Source organism: Serratia sp. SCBI, from assembly GCF_000747565.1.
In the GTDB taxonomy this organism is placed as follows: domain Bacteria; phylum Pseudomonadota; class Gammaproteobacteria; order Enterobacterales; family Enterobacteriaceae; genus Serratia; species Serratia ureilytica.
On record NZ_CP003424.1, the window covers coordinates 2,649,519 to 2,666,091 of the forward strand.

Genomic DNA, 16,573 nt, shown 5'->3' on the forward strand with positions numbered 1-16,573 from the left:
CTCGCACCGGGCGGTAGAAGCGATCTGTCAGCAAAAGTTGACAGAACTCTGATTTATTGCCGTGGTTGCTGATTTTAAACGCAAGCGAATAACAGCATCGGCGTCATTTTAGCCCACAAACAGAGAGTTATCACAAACAGATTTAATTTTGCAGGTATTTATCACGCAAGCACAGGGTGATCGACTATCGTCAAGTCTCGATTACGTCCGGCGTTGGCGCCGGTGAAATAACGGCGCTGCCAGGAGCGCCGTCGCGGGGTTATTTGGCCTTGCCGTCGCTCTTTTTCAGCGTGTCTTTCAATTGGCCGATCAGCTGGCTGCGGAAATCGCCAAGCTTCGGTTTTTCCCCTTCCAGCCACGGCAGCGGGCGACACAGTTCCATCGCCTTGATGCCCAGCCGCGCGGTCAACAACCCGGCGCCGATGCCCTGCGCCGCGCGCGCCGACAGCCGCGCCGCCAGATCCTGCGACATCCAGTCCATGCCCACTTCGCGCACCAGTTCGGAAGCGCCGGCGAAGGCGATGTTGAGCAGCACCAGCCGGAACAAACGAATGCGGCTGAAGTAGCCCAGTTCAATGCCGTACAGCGCGGCGATGCGGTTAATCAAACGGATGTTGCGCCAGGCGATAAACGCCATATCCACCAGCGCCAACGGGCTGACGGTAATCATCAGCGTCGATTCGGCGGCGGAGCGGCTGATTTCGCGCCGCGCTTGGTTGTCGAGCACCGGCTGCACCAGTTTGGCGTACAGCTCCACCACTTCACGGTCATTTTGGGTTTCATGCAGCGAGGCCTGCCAACGCTGCAGCGCCGGATGCCCCTGATCCAGCCCGGCCTGGCGCGCCAGCTTCTCGCAGAATTCGCGCCCTTGCCCCAGTCCGTGGCTGTGCAACAGCTCGCGCGCCACGTCGCGCTCTTCCGCGCGCTGGCGTAGCCGATACAAACGCCGCCATTCGGTGACCACCGAACCAACGCCGGCGAACACGATCAGGCCGCCGGCCACGCCGCCACCCATGGCGATCCAGTCCTGCTGCACCCAGGCGGTATGCACCCACTGCACGCCCTGCGCCACCACGCTGACGCCGAACAGCGCCAGCCCGGCGGTGACCATTTTGCGCCACACGCTGCGTTTCGGCTTCAGCGCAGCGTTGATGATGCCCTCGGCGCGCCCTTCTTCCTCCTCCTGCTGCAGCTCCGGCGCCGCCGGAAAGAAGCTCTCCGCCTGCTCGGCGTCGAAAGCGACGCCGGCGCGCAACGTCGGTTCCTGCGGCGGCTGCAACGGCTCGTCAAAATCGATACGCGGTTTGATCGGCTCGCTCATCGCAATTTGTCTCCCAGTAAAAATTCCATCACCGCATCCAGACGGATATGCGGCAACGGGCTGTCCACGCTCATGGCACGCGGGCGAAACTCATCGAAGTGAAATCCCTGGCTCTGCCAGAACGCCGGCCCCGGCAAACGGGCCGGCACTTCGCCGGGGAACACCGTCAGCGGCGCGCCGTCGCTGAGGAGATTGCCCTTCAGCGCCGGAATACGCTGCCCCTGATGATCGACAATGCCGCTCTCGGTCGCCTGCACCGAGGCCAGGCCGACGCAATCCATGCTGATGCCTTCGAACGCCGCGTTCTGCCACGCCTCTTGCACCAGCTGTTGCAGCAACGACACCAGATTGGCGTGCTGATCGGCGGTGATGTGGTCCGCCTTGGTGGCGGCGAACATCAGTTTGTCGATGGTCGGCGAGAACAAGCGGCGAAACAGCGTGCGTTTGCCGTAATGGAAACTCTGCATCAGTTGGGTCAGCGCCAGGCGCATGTCGTTGAACGCCTGCGGGCCGCTGTTGAGCGGCTGCAGGCAGTCAACCAGCACGATTTGCCGATCGAAACGGACGAAATGCTCTTTATAGAAGTTTTTGACGATCGACTGGCAGTAATAATTGAACCGAGCGCGCAGCATGCCGATATTGGTGTGTTTGTCGGCCTGCGCCAGTTTCGACTCGCCCGCCGCGGCAACATCGGGCCACGGGAAAAACTGCAGCGCCGGCGCGCCGGCCATGTCGCCCGGCAGCACAAAACGGCCCGGCTGAATGAAGTGCAGACCTTCGCTTTTGCAGCGCAACAGATAATCGGTGTAGGCCTGGGCGATCGCCGCCAGGCGATTTTCGTCGGCCGGGGCCAGCGGATCGCAGGTTTTACACAGGTCAAGCCAGGGCTTGGCCCATTCGGCGCGTTCCCCCTGCAGCAGCCCAGTCATCTGCCGCGACCAGGCCAGGTAATCCTGCTCGAGCATCGGCAGATCCAGCAACCATTCGCCCGGATAATCGACGATCTCCAGGTACAGCGTCGAGGTGTCTTTGAAATGGCGCAGCAACGAGTCGTTGGAGCGGTAGCGCAGCGCCAGCCGGATTTCGCTGACGCCGCGCGTCGGCGTCGGCCAGGCCGGCGGCGTGCCGTACAGCTGCGCCAGCCCTTCGTCATAGGTGAAACGCTGGATGCCGAGATCGCGCTGCGGGATGCGCTTGACGCCCAGCAGGCGTTCTTCGCGCACAGGTGAAAACAGCGGCATGCGCGCGCCGCTGTGCACATGCAGCAGTTGATTGACGAAGGCGGTGATAAAGGCGGTTTTGCCGCTGCGGCTCAGGCCGGTCACCGCCAGGCGCAGATGGCGATCCATTCCGCGGTTGACCAGCGAGGTTAACTCATTTTGCAGTCGTTTCATTTTGCCTGGAGTCACATCCTTTTATTCACTAAAACATGCAGTTACACGGTAACACTTCGCTAACCACATGGCCTATGCTCACTATTATAGCCACAAGCTGAGTGAGATTTGCCACAGATGAAAATTGCCACCTTCTCAACTTAACCGACAACGCTTTGTGTAAGACATAGCCGAGCAACCTAATATCGCCCCTATACAAAGACGAGATAGTATTACCCCCACAGGAATAATCACAATCACTCGTACTAACGATACAACCCCTTCATCAAAACGTTTATGTCAATACGAATATTAACCGGAGAATTCGATGAGCACAATTAATTTCGAGCGCGACCTGACCATTATAAATTCGATGGCAACACTTAAAAACACCCAACCAGAATATGACGGTCAACGCATAATCTTAACCGAGTATTATCAAGGAAAGGGTAAAGGTGGTGGTGTATTTACAGGACACACCAACGCGGTAAATGCTATTGACGACGGTGGCTATTCGACGCTTAAAGTCAATCAATCCCCAGCAGCGTGGTATCGTAATGACTTAACCCAGCTTTCTTTATACGACGGGGGATGTGATCTTACTCTTGACGATAATGGCCCCCTGATTCAAAATATTGCACTGATCAGAGGTGAACGCTCCGTAAAGATTCCAAGCGGCTATTGGAATATTAAAACACCGGTCGTCTTTCCAGCCAACAGTGGAATTTCCCTTTACGGTGAAAGCAGTTACAACGGTCGTGCCGTGCTCGTCTACAACGGACAAGATTTGGCAGAACAGACTGATATAACAGGGATTATAACCATCGACGCCGCTCAGGGAGAAATAACCTATAGCGGTGTCAGTTTCAGAAACTTCCAGCTAAGGGGAAATAACAAGACGATTTGCGGACTGAGTATAAAATACGCAAGCTATGTGCACGCCCAGAATGTAAGCATTCTTTACTGTCGGGGAGCCGGTCTTTATTTAGATAAGGTTCAGGATAGTTACTTCAAATTCGTCGAGGTTCAAGGCTGCGGCAGAACGTCGGGAGATTATGATAACTACCTGGACATCACTGACTTCAATAAGATGCTTCTTGCCCCCATTCATTTAACATCAACAATGCAAAATGACCACTGCAACATGTTACGATTCGAAGATTGTCAATGGGAAGCCAATTTGATAAGCCCGACTATCTATGTTAATGGTGGAATAGGACTTTGGTTTAAAAACCTACATATGGAACATCGAACCGGCCCGCTTCAAAAATTGATCGGCAACAATCCCAATGCCAGCTGTCTATTATATATGAATAATTCTGGCGAAGTTTACCTCAATGAAGTTCAGGCATCAGAGATAAAACACTTAGTCTATAGCTCTGGATACGGTGTTTTATATGCTACAAATATTAATCGAGGAGGGAACATTACTCACGCAGCATCAGGCAAAAAATTCAATGTGTTCATGAATGGGTGCTGGCTTCAGGATATGGACTTTTCATCCAGTGTAAAAGCCATGATCAGCAATTGCCGACTAGCCAGTTTGACCTGGCGATACCCTGCTTATCCAAGTACTATTTCGGACACCCACTTTTCCGGCAACGTTGCTCTGACAGAAGATGGAGCCAACCCACGTATCGATTTGGTCGACTGCCAGTATGGCAGCGTGAAAAGCAATACCAGCAATCTACGTTTCCTCGGCGGGCGTTGCTCGGGAGATTTTTACTATGTCTCACGATCGGGGGCTGGCTCGGTCATTGACGTTGACGTTGAAGGCAACACGACCATCAGCACCAGTTACGGCTGTTCATATCTGCCTGGAAAATCCAACTATACCGCAGTACGGATCGCCGACGGCCCCAAAGAGCTCGGCGGCGTAATGCGCCCCATTGGTTCCGAATGGTTCAATACTGCTGTGGCCGGTGACGAAGAAGGTGCCATCTATAGCTGGGTGAAAACGACTACCGGGTGGCGCCCCTCCAGTCGCATCAGTCGTTTCGGCACGAGCTTATCTTCCATGACGTTTGCTCAACTTCCTGCTGCGAATGTTTGCAAAGGCACCGCTATTTTTTGCACCAATACCGCAGCAAATCCATCGGCACAGGCAATCATAAGCAACGGTTCGAATTGGGTCTATTTGGCAACCCCGGGGACAAAAATCACCGCAGCGAATTGAATGAACGATATCATGCCGCCCTACTTGGGCGGCATTTTCTCTCCCGCCACGTAACGCCCGAATGCCTTGTTCAGGCCTTTACGGAACAGCGGTTCCAGCACCAGCGCCAGCACGAAGCGCACCGGTTTGCGGCCGACGGTCTTCAACAGCCAGCCGGCGGCGCCCGCCGGGCCATAGTTCAATAACGCTATGATGATGACTTTAGCCAATGTCTTCAACATTGCCGCCGCTCCTGATTTAAATCCACCCGTTCTGGTGGCGTTCGCGACATCAATTTTATTCATGACAATGCCCTCCGGCACAAGACGATTAAGATAACCTTCAACGGGATGACGGCGGCGAGATACCCGGCCTGCACAGGCCGGATATCGCAAGAAGAGTTACAGCTTGCGGAAGCGGCTCTGAACGCCGAAGGTGTCGGACGTCACATAACGCTCGACCTGACGCAGCTGCTGTTCGCCGCTGCCCAGCTCATATTCCAGCTGATCGAGCAACTGGCGCGGCGTCTTCTGATGCTCGCCCTCGAAACGGCTGGCCGGCGCTTCGTCCAACACGAACACCAGCGCGATATAGGCCACCAGCGTGAAGAAAAACAGCCCAAAGAACAGCGACAGCACCACCATCACGCGGATCAGGCGCACCGGTACGTCGAAATAGTGAGCCAGACCGGCGCAGACGCCTTTCACCATGCCTTCTTCGGGTACGCGATAAAGCTTTTTACTGCCCAGCGTCATGCTCATCAGGACTGTCTCCAGTTCGGGTGTTCCGCATCGAGGATCTCTTCCAGCGCCTGAATGCGTTCACGCATGCGTTTGGCGTCTTCCGCCAGCTGCGCCAGGCGCTGCATTTCTTGCTGACTCAGCTGGATGCCGGTCTGTTGCCGATTGCTGTAATGCAGCCAAAGCCAAATCGGCGCGACAAACAGCACGAAAATTGTCAGCGGAATGGCAAGTAATAAAGCACTCATTGTTATTCCTTCTTATCGGATCCTGGATAGGCGGCCACCTCCGGCGTGTGGCCGCGGTTCGCCTTACTCGGAGCGGTTCATCTTGGCTTTCAGCGCCGCCAGCTGCTCACTGATAGCGTCGTCGGCTTTCAGCTCAGCAAACTCCTGGTCCAGCGACTTCTTTTTACCGATGCTGATGCTTTCCGCTTCGGCTTCCATATGGTCGATGCGACGTTCGAACTGTTCGAAACGCGCCATCGCCTCATCCAGCTTGCCGCTGTCGAGCTGACGGCGCACCTCGCGCGAGGAAGATGCGGCCTGATGGCGCAGCGCCAGCGCCTGCTGCCGCGCGCGGGTTTCGGTCAGCTTGTTTTCCAGCTCACCGATTTCGCTCTTCATGCGCGCCAGTGTTTCTTCTACGGTCGCCACTTCCTGCGTCAGCGTGGCGATCAGGTCGGCAACCTTTTGTTTTTCGATCAGCGCCGCGCGGGCCAAGTCTTCTTTATCTTTGCGCAGTGCCAGCTCGGCTTTTTCCTGCCAGTCGCTTACCTGGCTTTCACCCTGCTCGATGCGACGCAGCAACTGCTTTTTCTCCGCCAGCGCGCGCGCCGACGTAGAACGGACTTCAACCAGCGTGTCTTCCATCTCTTGGATCATCAACCGCACCAGCTTCTGCGGATCTTCCGCCTTGTCCAGCAGGGTGTTGATGTTGGCGTTCACGATGTCGGCAAAACGAGAAAAAATACCCATAATTCACTTCCTCTTGGTTCTGATGGCGTCTGAAGCGCCGCGTTAAGTCGTACAGCTTGCCCAAAGAGATAATCAAAACCCGTGCCAACTCTTATATCATTGAAAAACAACAACTCTTTATTTTTGACTCTCTGCGCGCTTGCTGTAGAGTGATTATTTTCACCAAACATTGGCGAATTTCATCATGAACGAACAGCCAGAGAATTTGTTGGGCGAAGCAAACGCCTTTGTCGAAGTATTGGAGCAAGTCTCCCAGGTGGCAAAGCTGAACAAACCGGTGCTGGTGATCGGCGAGCGCGGCACCGGTAAAGAGCTGATCGCCCATCGTCTGCACTACCTCTCCAACCGTTGGCAAGGGCCGTTCATCTCGCTCAACTGTGCGGCGCTGAATGAAAACCTGCTGGATTCCGAGCTGTTCGGCCACGAGGCCGGCGCCTTTACCGGTGCGCAGAAACGCCATCTGGGGCGCTTCGAGCGCGCCGACGGCGGCACGCTGTTCCTCGATGAGCTGGCGACCGCGCCAATGCTGGTGCAGGAGAAATTGCTGCGGGTGATCGAATACGGCCAACTGGAACGCGTGGGCGGCAGCCAGCCGCTGCGGGTAGATGTGCGCCTGGTGTGCGCCACCAACGACGATCTGCCGGCGCTGGCGGCGGCGGGCAAGTTCCGCGCCGATCTGCTGGATCGGCTGGCGTTCGACGTGGTGCAGCTGCCGCCGCTGCGCCAACGCCGGCCCGACATCATGCTGCTGGCCGAGCACTTCGCCATTCAAATGTGCCGCGAGCTGGCGCTGCCGCTGTTTCCCGGCTTTACCGAACGCGCCAGGCAGACGTTGCTCAACTACGGCTGGCCGGGCAACGTGCGCGAACTGAAAAACGTGGTGGAACGTTCGGTCTATCGTCACGGCGACAGCGACAACCCGCTGGATGAGATCGTCATCAACCCGTTTGCGCCACGCGAGGCCACACCGCTTACGCCTGCCCCTGAAGGCGCCGGCGCGTTGCCGGCGCTGCCGCTCGAGCTGAAAAACTGGCAGTTGGAGCAAGAGAAGGCGCTGATCGAAGCAGCGCTGCAGCAAGGCCGGTTCAACCAGCGCAAGGCGGCGCAGCTGCTGGGGCTCACTTACCACCAGTTGCGTGGCATGCTGAAAAAGCATGCGCTGCTGCAAAACGGCGAGCAAGGCGAAGATTAGCAACGCGGGGATTGGGTGCCGGTCTTTCCCGGCCGTCAGCTATTAGCCCCAGGTTGAGAGATGTGGCCTGAGAACGGCCGCCTGGAGAGGCCGGCTTTTTAGCGGCCTGGTCAGGCGAAGGCATCAATGCCGGTCAGCGATGCCGAAAGCGCCCACAGACGCTGCGCCTGTTCCGGGTCGATCGCGTATTCCTTCACGCCGACCAGCGCCTGACTGTCGTGGACGGCGATGCCGGCAATATCGCCATCCTCGCAGTAGAGGCCCCCCAATCCCTGCAACTGCGGTGAGGTGGCGGCCCAGATCTGCGTAGCAGCCCCCTGCTGAGGCGTTTTAAGGGCATCGGGATCGGCCGGATTGCCCTCTTCGTCCATCCAGCCCAGGGCTATCATCTCTGCTCTCGATATGTGCCGCTGCAGCGGCGTGGCGATGCTCCCCGGATGCAGGCTAAATGCGCGGATCCCCCGCGAGCGGCCCAGAAGATCCAACCGGACGGCGAACAGGGCATTCGCCGTCTTCGACTGACCATACGCCAGCCACTTGTCGTAACCGCGTTCGAACTGCACATCTTCCCAGCGGATCGCCGAATGGTGATGCCCGGCGGAGGAGACGGTTACCACCCGCCCGCCATCGGCAATGGTCGGCCACAGCAAATTAGTCAGCGCATAGTGGCCGAGATGGTTGGTGGCGAACTGCCTTTCCCAACCGTGCCCCACCCGCGCCTCCGGGCATGCCATCACCCCGGCGTTGTTAATGACGATATCCGCCCGTAGGCTCGATGCGGTAAAGTCTGCAGCGAAACGACGCACGCTGTTCAAATCGGCGAGATCGAGTTCGGCGATCTCGACGCCGGCGCTCTGCCCTAACACCGCTTTGGCTGCCGCCGGTGCCCGGCAAGCGACGATAACCCGTGCGCCGGCGTCGGCCAGCGCCAGCGTCGTCTCCAGACCGAGGCCTGAATGGCCACCGGTGACGATGGCCAGCGTGCCTGACAGATCCTGGCCCGCGAGCACCTCGCCGGCGGTCGTTTTGGGCCCGAATCCTGACTTGATGGGGGTTTGTTGGGTAATCACAGGCATTCTCCTCACGGTTAACAGTGGCCGGCCAAACGCAGCCGGCGCGTCGATGAGAAGGAGTATGAAATTCCATCACGGGACTGTGAATGCATGAAACCCCGAACTTCTGTCGAGATCGTCCAGGTTACACGGCAAAAAAGAAGAAAGTGGGGCATGGCGGCTCGCCAGGCGAGGTTTCCGGTCTGAAACAGGACAAAAAAAAAGCCAGCACCCGAGCTGGCTTAAAAAACACTGGAAGCAATGTGAGCAATGTCGTGCCTTCCACATCAGAGCCGCAAACTGTGGCCTTCCGTGAACTGCCAGGCGATGATAATAGTTATCAGTATCGTCTGTAAAGCACTTTGTTGAGAATTTTTCTCATTACCACACGAAGATTGCGCAATTACCACTCAGGGAACGGGTCTGCCATCTCCAGCCAATAGTCCACGCCGGCGGCCATTTCGTCGTCGCTCAGCAGGCAGTCGTCCAGCAGACGCACGATCGCCGCCTGTTGCAAGTGCTGGCCGATAAACACCAGCTCCTGGCGCATGTCGCCGAACGGCTCCACCCATTTCTCCTGTATATGCGCCCGCGTTTGCGGATCTTGCGGCCAATTGTCTTGCGGGATCGCGCGCCAAAAGGTGCCCGCCAGGCCGTAATGGGCGATGCCGCCGGCCTGGCTCCACTGCCCGGCCTGCCGCGGCCGCGTCGCCAGCCAGAAGAAGCCTTTCGAACGCAGCAGCTTGCCGCCGCCCCAGTCGCCGTTGATCACGCGGTAGAACTTGTCCGGCGCAAACGGCCGCCGCGCCTGATAGACAAAGCTGCTGATGCCGTAGCTTTCCGTCTCCGGCACGTGTTCGCCGCGCAGCTCTTTCAGCCAGCCGGGTGCCTGCTGCGCCTTTTCAAAGCTGAAGCTGCCGGTATTCAGCACCGCCTCCAGCGGCAGTTTGCCCGGCGCGATCGGCACAATGCGGGCGTCGGGATTCAGGCTGGCCAGCAGCGCCATCACTTCGCCCTGCTGCGTTGGCGTCAACAGATCGGTCTTGCTGACCAGGATCACGTCGCAGAATTCGATCTGTTCAATCAACAGATCCGCCACGCTGCGCAGATCGTCCTCGCCGAGACTTTGACCGGCCTCCTGCAGGCTTTGCGCCTGCTGGTATTGCCGGATGAAATTCACCCCGTCGACCACCGTCACCAGCGTATCCAGCCGGGCGAACTGCGACAGGCTTTCCCCTTGTTCATCCTCAAAGGTAAAGGTTTCCGCCACCGGCAGCGGTTCGGAGATGCCGCTCGATTCGATCAACAGATAATCGAAGCGCCCGTCCTGCGCCAGCTCGCGCACCGACACCAGCAGGTCTTCGCGCAGCGTGCAGCAGATGCAGCCGTTGCTCATCTCCACCAGCTTCTCCTGCTGGCGATCGAGGCGCACTTCATTCTCCACCAGCGCAGCGTCGATATTCACCTCGCTCATGTCGTTGACGATCACCGCCACGCGCATGCCCTGCCGGTTGTTCAGGATGTGGTTCAGCACCGTAGTCTTGCCGGCACCGAGAAAGCCGGAAAGCACGGTCACGGGAAGTTGTTTCATGGGGACCTCATTAAAATTCATTGCGTAATGCCTGGTAACCGCGCACCAGCTCGACGTTGGTGGCGGCCACTTCTTCCGAAAACTGCAGCGCGCCGCGATCGACCTGGCGATAGCGCGACAGGTCGCTGTCCGGCCCCACGCGCTCGGTCGAGGGGATATAGCGGTTTTCCGGCAGCGTCACGCCGTCCACGACCGCGTTGTAGCGCACCACGCAGCCGGACTGAACGTGGCAGTTGAACAGCACGCTGTTGAAGCCGATAAACACCCGATCGTCGATGCGGCACGGGCCGTGCACGATGGCGCGGTGGGCGATCGAGCTGTAACGGCCAATAGTCACCGCCGCCCCGCTCTTGGAATGGATCACCACGCCGTCCTGAATATTGGAGTGCGAGCCGATGACGATCGGCTCCATGTCGCCGATGGCGTTCAACTCATCGGCGCGAATTACCGCATAAGGGCCGACGTAAACTAAGTCTTCGACGATCACCCGGCCGCAAATAATGGCGGTGGGATCGATGTAGGCCAGCGGCGAGACCTGCGGCAGATGGCCGCTGGGATTTTTACGCAGCATGGTGTTCTCCCCGCCAGCTCAGCTCCGCCACCGCATTGTGGGCATGCAGGCTCTCCTGATGCTCGACGCGCAGCGAAAAAGCGCGGTAGTCGCACTGGCTGCGCAGCATGCGATACAGACGGCGCGCCGCGTCCTCGCAAAACATCAGATTCTGACCGTTGGCCAATGCGAAGGCCTGTTCGTCGCTGCGTTTCACCAGCGTTTGCACCGGCGTGCCCAGCGCGTGTTCGATGCGATCAATCAGTTTCACCGGCTCAAACGCCCGTTCATTCTCGGGCGTCACGGTGATCCAGGCCCAGCTACGCTGGCTGTGGGGGGTGGCCGGCATCCCTTGCTCCAGCAGCCACTCGCTCACCTGCCGTTGGCTGACCCGCTCCGCCGCCTGTTCAAAATCAAACTGGAACTGTTGCTGCGCCAACTGACGGCTGAGCGCCGCCGAACTCGGGCAGGTGGAGGAATAAGGCACGCCGACGGTCAGCGCCAGCGTCAGCGTATCCGTCAGGGTGGCCTCGATGCGCAGCGGATATGCTTTCCAGCCGCGCTGCGGCGACAGCAGCGCCGGGCGTGACAGCAACAGCTCGCCACTGATCGACAAGCTGGCGCGATCGCTGTGTTCCGGCTGCGAAGCCAAAAAGGCCTGCAGCGTTCGGCCAATGCGCTGCGGCGTCAGCTCGCCCTGCGTCAACTCGTCCAGCGCCAGATACAGCCGCGACATGTGAATGCCGCGCTCGCCCGCCGCTTCGGCGCGCAGGTTGATACCGGCGTCGACCTTCGCCATCAATGGCTTGCCGGCCAGCTCCAGCGGCAGCGCGATCCCTTGCATCCCGACCCAATCGAGCCCGACATCACTCATTTCGCCGCGCCATGCCTGAGCATCCGGCAGCGAACGGCGTGGTGGAAGTGCAACTTCGTTCATACATCCCCTTGCGTTATTGTGACTTTGCCGGGGAACGGTAACACGGTTTTGTTATATTATAACATAACATGAAAAACTTTTTTCTTGCCGCTGAACGGGCTAATTAATCAAGTCGCAGAAAACTCAGCGATTTTGCTCAATGGATTGGGCTGCTGGTCAGAGTGCGATACACTAACGCTATTGCTGATTAACCCATGAGCCTCTATGCGTGGTTTACCCTTTTGGATACTGTCGTTGTGCCTGACGGGCTCTGCCCTGGCCGCGACAACACCACCCGCGCCCAGCGCGGCGCCGCTGCCGGACATTCGCCAGAGCGGCTTTGTTTATTGCGTCAGCGGCATACTGAATACCTTCAACCCGCAAATGGCCAGCAGCGGCCTGACGGTGGATACCCTGGCCGCCCAGCTGTACGATCGCCTGTTGGACGTCGACCCCTACACCTATCGCCTGATCCCCGAGCTGGCGCAAAGCTGGGAGGTGCTGGACAATGGCGCCACCTACCGCTTCCATCTGCGCAAGGACGTGCCGTTTCAGACTACTGCCTGGTTCACGCCCACCCGCAAGATGAACGCCGACGACGTGGTATTCAGCTTCGCCCGCGTATTCGATCAGAAACACCCGTATCATGACGTCAACGGCGGCGAATACCCCTATTTCGACAGCCTGCAGTTCGGCGATTCGGTGCAGAGCGTGAGAAAGCTCGACGACTATACGGTGGAGATTCGCCTGCAGTCGCCGGACGCCTCGTTCCTGTGGCATCTGGCGACCCACTACGCGCCGGTGCTGTCCGCCGAGTACGCCGATCTGCTGACGCGTGAGGGCCATCAGGAGCTGATCGACCGCGAGCCGGTCGGCAGCGGCCCGTTCCTGCTCAACGAATACCGCTCGGGGCAATATATTCGCCTGGCGCGCAACGCCGCCTACTGGAAAGGGCTGCCGCGCATGCCGCAGGTGGTGATCGATCTGGGCGCCGGCGGTACCGGCCGCCTCTCCAAACTGCTGACCGGCGAATGCGACGTGCTGGCTTATCCGGCGGCCAGCCAGCTGTCTATCCTGCGCGACGATCCGCGCCTGCGCCTGACGCTGCGTCCGGGGATGAACATCGCCTATCTGGCGTTCAACACCCGCAAACCGCCGCTCGACAACCTCAATGTGCGCCAGGCGATCTCGCTGGCGATCAACAACCAGCGGTTGATGCAGTCGATCTATTACGGCACGGCGGAAACCGCCGCCTCGATCTTGCCGCGCGCCTCCTGGGCCTATGACAACGACGCGCACGTCACCGAGTACGATCCGGCCAAATCTCGCGAGATGCTACGGCAGGCCGGCGTCGGCCAGCTGAACCTGAAGCTGTGGGTGCCGACCGCCTCCCAGTCTTACAACCCGAGCCCGCTGAAAACCGCCGAGCTGATCCAGGCCGACCTCGGCCAGGTGGGCATCAACGTCACCATCGTGCCGGTGGAGGGTCGCTTCCAGGAAGCGCGCCTGATGGAGATGAACCACGATCTGACCCTGACCGGCTGGGCCACCGACAGCAACGATCCGGACAGCTTCTTCCGGCCGCTGCTGAGCTGCGCGGCAATCCGTTCGCAAACCAACTATGCTCACTGGTGTGACCCGAGCTTCGACGAAGTGCTGCAGAACGCGCTGCTGTCGCAGCAGCTGTCTCAGCGCATCGACAACTACCGCAAGGCGCAGAAAATCCTCGAGCAGCAATTGCCGGTGCTGCCGCTGGCGTCTTCCCTGCGCCTGCAGGCCTATCGTTACGACATCAAGGGATTGGTGCTGAGCCCGTTCGGCAACGCCTCGTTCGCCGGGGTGTACCGTGAATCCGCGCCGGAGGTGAAAAAGTGATTATCTTTACCCTGCGCCGCATTCTGCTGCTGCTTATCACGCTGTTCTTCCTGACGCTGGTCAGCTTCAGCCTGAGCTATTTCACGCCGCGCGCGCCGCTGAACGGCGCCGCCCTGCTGGACGCCTATCAATTCTACTTCGTCAGCCTGCTGCACTGGGACTTCGGCGTCTCCAGCATCAACGGCCAGGCGATCAGCGAACAGCTGCGCGAAGTGTTCCCGGCCACCATGGAACTGTGCCTGCTGGCCTTCGCCCTGGCGCTGTTTATCGGCATTCCGCTGGGCATCATCGCCGGCGTGCTGCGCGGCAAGTGGCAGGACACCGCCATCAGCACCTTCGCGCTGCTGGGCTTTTCGATGCCGGTGTTCTGGCTGGCGCTGCTGCTGATGCTGTTCTTCTCGCTGCATCTCGGCTGGTTGCCGGTTTCCGGCCGTTTCGATCTGCTGTATCAGGTGAAACCCATCACCGGTTTCGCGCTGATCGACGCCTGGTTGTCGGACTCGCCGTATCGCGCCGAGATGATCGGCAGCGCCCTGCGTCACATGATCCTGCCGATCGCCGCGCTGGCGGTGGCGCCCACCACCGAAGTGGTGCGGCTGATGCGCATCAGCACCGACGACGTGCTGAGCCAAAACTACATCAAGGCCGCCGCCACCCGCGGCCTGTCGCGCTTCACCATCATTCGTCGCCACGTGTTGCACAACGCCCTGCCGCCGATCGTGCCCAAACTGGGGCTGCAGTTCTCCACCATGCTCACGCTGGCGATGATCACCGAAGTGGTCTTCAGCTGGCCGGGCCTCGGCCGGTGGCTGATCAACGCCATTCGCCAACAGGACTATGCGGCGATCTCCGCCGGCGTGATGGTGGTCGGCACGCTGGTGATCACCATTAACGTTCTGGCCGACATTCTGGGTGCGGCAACCAACCCGCTGAAACATAAGGAATGGTATGCCCTTCGATAACGTATACCGCGAGAAAAAGATGCCGAGCCCGCTGCGCTACACCTGGCGGATTTTCTACGGCGACGCGCTGGCGATGATCGGTTTTTACGGCGTGATCGCCCTGTTGCTGCTGTCGCTGTTCGGCAGCCTGCTGGCGCCCTACGCGCTGGATCAGCAGTTCCTCGGCTATCAGCTGCTGCCGCCGTCCTGGTCGCGCTACGGCAACGTGTCGTTCTTCCTCGGCACCGACGATCTCGGGCGCGACATCCTCAGCCGCCTGTTGACCGGCACCGCCGCCACCTTCGGTTCCGCGCTGGCGGTGACGCTGGCCGCGGCGTTCTGCGGCGTGATCCTCGGCGTGTTCGCCGGCGTCACCCACGGGCTACGCTCGGCGGTGCTCAACCACATCCTCGATACCCTGCTGTCGATTCCGTCGCTGCTGCTGGCGATCGTGGTGGTGGCGTTTATCGGCCCCAAACTTGAACACGCCATGCTGGCGGTGTGGCTCGCCTTGTTGCCGCGCATGGTGCGCACCATCTACAGCGCGGTGCACGACGAACTGGAGAAAGAGTACGTGGTGGCGGCCCGGCTTGACGGCGCTTCCACGCTGCAGATCCTGTGGTACGCGGTCATGCCGAACATCGCGGCGGTGCTGGTGACCGAGTTCACCCGCGCGCTGTCGATGGCCATTTTGGATATCGCCGCGCTCGGCTTCCTCGATCTCGGCGCGCAGTTGCCTTCGCCGGAATGGGGAGCGATGCTCGGCGATTCGCTCGAGCTGGTGTACGTCGCGCCCTGGACGGTGATGCTGCCCGGCGCGGCCATTCTCGTCAGCGTGCTGCTGGTTAACCTGTTAGGCGACGGTATGCGCCGCGCAATCAATGCCGGGGTGGAATAATGCCGTTACTCGATATCCGCAATTTGACGATTGAATTTATGACCGCCGAAGGGCCGGTCAAGGCGGTCGATCGCGTCAGCATGACGCTGACCGAGGGCGAAGTGCGCGGGCTGGTGGGCGAATCGGGCTCCGGCAAGAGCCTGATCGCCAAGGCCATCTGCGGCGTAACCAAAGACAACTGGCGCGTTACCGCCGATCGCTTTCGTTTCGACGACATCGATCTGCTGCAGCTGAGCCCGCGCGAGCGGCGCAAGCTGGTGGGCCACAACGTCTCAATGATCTTCCAGGAGCCGCAGTCCTGTCTCGACCCTTCCGAGAGCATCGGCCGTCAGCTTGCGCAGGCCATCCCGGGCTGGACCTATAAGGGCCACTGGTGGCAGCGCTTCAACTGGCGCAAACGCCGCGCCATCGAATTGCTGCACCGCGTCGGCATCAAGGATCATGACGACATCATGGGCAGCTTCCCGTACGAGCTGACGGAAGGCGAGTGCCAGAAAGTGATGATCGCCATCGCGCTGGCCAACCAACCGCGCCTGCTGATCGCCGATGAGCCGACCAACGCCATGGAACCGACCACGCAGGCGCAGATTTTCCGTCTGTTGGCGCGCCTCAACCAGAACAACAACACCACCATTCTGCTGATCAGCCACGACCTGCAGATGATGAGCAAGTGGGCCGATCGAGTGAACGTGCTGTACTGCGGGCAAACGGTGGAGAGCGCCCAGTGCGAAGAGTTGCTGGCGGCGCCGCACCACCCTTACACCCAGGCGCTGATCCGCGCCATGCCGGACTTCGGCCGCTCGCTGCCGCACAAAAGCCGGTTGAATACGCTGCCGGGCGCCATTCCTTCGCTGGAACACCTGCCGATCGGCTGTCGCCTGGGGCCGCGCTGCCCTTACGCGCAGAAGAAGTGCATCGAAACGCCGCGCCTGCGCCCGGTCAAAAACCACTTCTTCGCCTGCCACTTCCCGCTGAACATGGAGGAGCAATAA

General features: G+C 59.5%; 17 protein-coding genes. 7 read left to right on the plus strand and 10 right to left on the minus strand.

The features are described 5' to 3' along the window. Positions 1-259 precede the first annotated feature (259 nt). Positions 260-1,321 (minus strand): YcjF family protein, encoded by a 1,062-nt coding sequence (locus SERRSCBI_RS12335; RefSeq protein WP_042784641.1) that lies wholly within the window; start codon positions 1,319-1,321, stop codon positions 260-262. Then, a complete protein-coding gene (locus tag SERRSCBI_RS12340) occupies positions 1,318-2,715 on the minus strand; it encodes a YcjX family protein (RefSeq protein WP_042784642.1) in 1,398 nt (465 codons plus the stop codon). The genes SERRSCBI_RS12335 and SERRSCBI_RS12340 overlap by 4 nt, the downstream gene beginning before the upstream one ends. 307 nt (positions 2,716-3,022) lie before the next feature. On the opposite strand from SERRSCBI_RS12340, the gene SERRSCBI_RS12345 reads away from it, so the two are divergent. After that, positions 3,023-4,870, plus strand: coding sequence for a hypothetical protein (locus SERRSCBI_RS12345; RefSeq protein WP_042784643.1), 1,848 nt, complete (start codon positions 3,023-3,025; stop codon positions 4,868-4,870). 20 nt (positions 4,871-4,890) lie between these two features. Here the strand turns inward: SERRSCBI_RS12345 and pspD are convergent, their stop codons facing one another. The 4 genes from pspD to pspA form a co-directional block, all read right to left on the minus strand. Continuing rightward, positions 4,891-5,154 carry a phage shock protein PspD gene (gene pspD / locus SERRSCBI_RS12350; protein ID WP_071883554.1) on the minus strand — a complete coding sequence of 88 codons (264 nt, stop codon included), beginning with the start codon at positions 5,152-5,154 and terminating at the stop codon, positions 4,891-4,893. A gap of 96 nt (positions 5,155-5,250) precedes the next feature. After that, positions 5,251-5,610, minus strand: a complete 360-nt coding sequence (gene pspC, locus SERRSCBI_RS12355; RefSeq protein ID WP_033643233.1) for an envelope stress response membrane protein PspC — start codon at positions 5,608-5,610, stop codon at positions 5,251-5,253. Continuing rightward, positions 5,610-5,837: an envelope stress response membrane protein PspB gene (pspB, locus tag SERRSCBI_RS12360; protein ID WP_004930553.1), complete on the minus strand. Its 228-nt coding sequence runs from the start codon at positions 5,835-5,837 to the stop codon at positions 5,610-5,612. The genes pspC and pspB overlap by 1 nt, the downstream gene beginning before the upstream one ends. A gap of 63 nt (positions 5,838-5,900) precedes the next feature. Next, on the minus strand, positions 5,901-6,566 hold the full coding sequence (pspA, locus tag SERRSCBI_RS12365) for a phage shock protein PspA (protein WP_004930555.1): 666 nt from the start codon (positions 6,564-6,566) through the stop codon (positions 5,901-5,903). 184 nt (positions 6,567-6,750) lie between these two features. On the opposite strand from pspA, the gene pspF reads away from it, so the two are divergent. Next, positions 6,751-7,758, plus strand: coding sequence for a phage shock protein operon transcriptional activator (gene pspF, locus SERRSCBI_RS12370; RefSeq protein WP_042784644.1), 1,008 nt, complete (start codon positions 6,751-6,753; stop codon positions 7,756-7,758). 110 nt (positions 7,759-7,868) lie between these two features. Here the strand turns inward: pspF and SERRSCBI_RS12375 are convergent, their stop codons facing one another. Then, positions 7,869-8,828, minus strand: a complete 960-nt coding sequence (locus SERRSCBI_RS12375) for an SDR family NAD(P)-dependent oxidoreductase (RefSeq protein WP_084587962.1) — start codon at positions 8,826-8,828, stop codon at positions 7,869-7,871. Between the two features lie 89 nt (positions 8,829-8,917). Between SERRSCBI_RS12375 and SERRSCBI_RS24545 the strand changes: the two genes are divergently transcribed. Next, positions 8,918-9,166: a hypothetical protein gene (locus SERRSCBI_RS24545; RefSeq protein ID WP_198036319.1), complete on the plus strand. Its 249-nt coding sequence runs from the start codon at positions 8,918-8,920 to the stop codon at positions 9,164-9,166. A gap of 47 nt (positions 9,167-9,213) precedes the next feature. On the opposite strand, the gene zigA is transcribed toward SERRSCBI_RS24545, so the two are convergent. Genes zigA through folE2 form a run of 3 tightly spaced genes read right to left on the minus strand, consistent with a single transcriptional unit; the run spans position 9,214 to position 11,888 of the window. Beyond that, positions 9,214-10,401, minus strand: a complete 1,188-nt coding sequence (gene zigA, locus SERRSCBI_RS12380; protein ID WP_033650275.1) for a zinc metallochaperone GTPase ZigA — start codon at positions 10,399-10,401, stop codon at positions 9,214-9,216. Between the two features lie 10 nt (positions 10,402-10,411). Continuing rightward, positions 10,412-10,972, minus strand: coding sequence for a carbonate dehydratase (locus SERRSCBI_RS12385; protein ID WP_042784647.1), 561 nt, complete (start codon positions 10,970-10,972; stop codon positions 10,412-10,414). Further along, a complete protein-coding gene (folE2, locus tag SERRSCBI_RS12390; protein WP_042784648.1) occupies positions 10,962-11,888 on the minus strand; it encodes a GTP cyclohydrolase FolE2 in 927 nt (308 codons plus the stop codon). Before folE2 ends, SERRSCBI_RS12385 begins: the two co-directional genes overlap by 11 nt. A 204-nt stretch (positions 11,889-12,092) precedes the next feature. Between folE2 and sapA the strand changes: the two genes are divergently transcribed. From sapA to sapD, 4 genes are read left to right on the plus strand one after another with little or no spacing between them, the layout of a single operon-like run. Next, entirely contained in the window at positions 12,093-13,742 is a 1,650-nt protein-coding gene (sapA, locus tag SERRSCBI_RS12395) for an ABC transporter substrate-binding protein SapA (RefSeq protein ID WP_033643238.1), read from the plus strand. After that, positions 13,739-14,704, plus strand: coding sequence for a putrescine export ABC transporter permease SapB (gene sapB, locus SERRSCBI_RS12400; RefSeq protein ID WP_004930575.1), 966 nt, complete (start codon positions 13,739-13,741; stop codon positions 14,702-14,704). Before sapA ends, sapB begins: the two co-directional genes overlap by 4 nt. Beyond that, positions 14,691-15,581, plus strand: a complete 891-nt coding sequence (gene sapC / locus SERRSCBI_RS12405; RefSeq protein ID WP_004930580.1) for a putrescine export ABC transporter permease SapC — start codon at positions 14,691-14,693, stop codon at positions 15,579-15,581. Before sapB ends, sapC begins: the two co-directional genes overlap by 14 nt. Continuing rightward, positions 15,581-16,573 carry a putrescine export ABC transporter ATP-binding protein SapD gene (sapD, locus tag SERRSCBI_RS12410; protein ID WP_016927551.1) on the plus strand — a complete coding sequence of 331 codons (993 nt, stop codon included), beginning with the start codon at positions 15,581-15,583 and terminating at the stop codon, positions 16,571-16,573. The genes sapC and sapD overlap by 1 nt, the downstream gene beginning before the upstream one ends.

Bases quoted from the DNA above. Each gene is read 5' to 3' on its own strand.
- sapC (WP_004930580.1), top strand. From the start codon at position 14,691: ATGCCCTTCGATAACGTATACCGCGAGAAAAAGATGCCGAGCCCGCTG.
- pspC (WP_033643233.1), bottom strand. From the start codon at position 5,610: ATGAGCATGACGCTGGGCAGTAAAAAGCTTTATCGCGTACCCGAAGAA.
- folE2 (WP_042784648.1), bottom strand. From the start codon at position 11,888: ATGAACGAAGTTGCACTTCCACCACGCCGTTCGCTGCCGGATGCTCAG.
- sapD (WP_016927551.1), top strand. From the start codon at position 15,581: ATGCCGTTACTCGATATCCGCAATTTGACGATTGAATTTATGACCGCC.
- pspD (WP_071883554.1), bottom strand. From the start codon at position 5,154: ATGAATAAAATTGATGTCGCGAACGCCACCAGAACGGGTGGATTTAAA.
- SERRSCBI_RS12340 (WP_042784642.1), bottom strand. From the start codon at position 2,715: ATGAAACGACTGCAAAATGAGTTAACCTCGCTGGTCAACCGCGGAATG.
- zigA (WP_033650275.1), bottom strand. From the start codon at position 10,401: ATGAAACAACTTCCCGTGACCGTGCTTTCCGGCTTTCTCGGTGCCGGC.
- sapA (WP_033643238.1), top strand. From the start codon at position 12,093: ATGCGTGGTTTACCCTTTTGGATACTGTCGTTGTGCCTGACGGGCTCT.
- SERRSCBI_RS12335 (WP_042784641.1), bottom strand. From the start codon at position 1,321: ATGAGCGAGCCGATCAAACCGCGTATCGATTTTGACGAGCCGTTGCAG.
- pspF (WP_042784644.1), top strand. From the start codon at position 6,751: ATGAACGAACAGCCAGAGAATTTGTTGGGCGAAGCAAACGCCTTTGTC.
- SERRSCBI_RS12345 (WP_042784643.1), top strand. From the start codon at position 3,023: ATGAGCACAATTAATTTCGAGCGCGACCTGACCATTATAAATTCGATG.
- SERRSCBI_RS24545 (WP_198036319.1), top strand. From the start codon at position 8,918: ATGCATGAAACCCCGAACTTCTGTCGAGATCGTCCAGGTTACACGGCA.
- pspA (WP_004930555.1), bottom strand. From the start codon at position 6,566: ATGGGTATTTTTTCTCGTTTTGCCGACATCGTGAACGCCAACATCAAC.
- pspB (WP_004930553.1), bottom strand. From the start codon at position 5,837: ATGAGTGCTTTATTACTTGCCATTCCGCTGACAATTTTCGTGCTGTTT.
- SERRSCBI_RS12385 (WP_042784647.1), bottom strand. From the start codon at position 10,972: ATGCTGCGTAAAAATCCCAGCGGCCATCTGCCGCAGGTCTCGCCGCTG.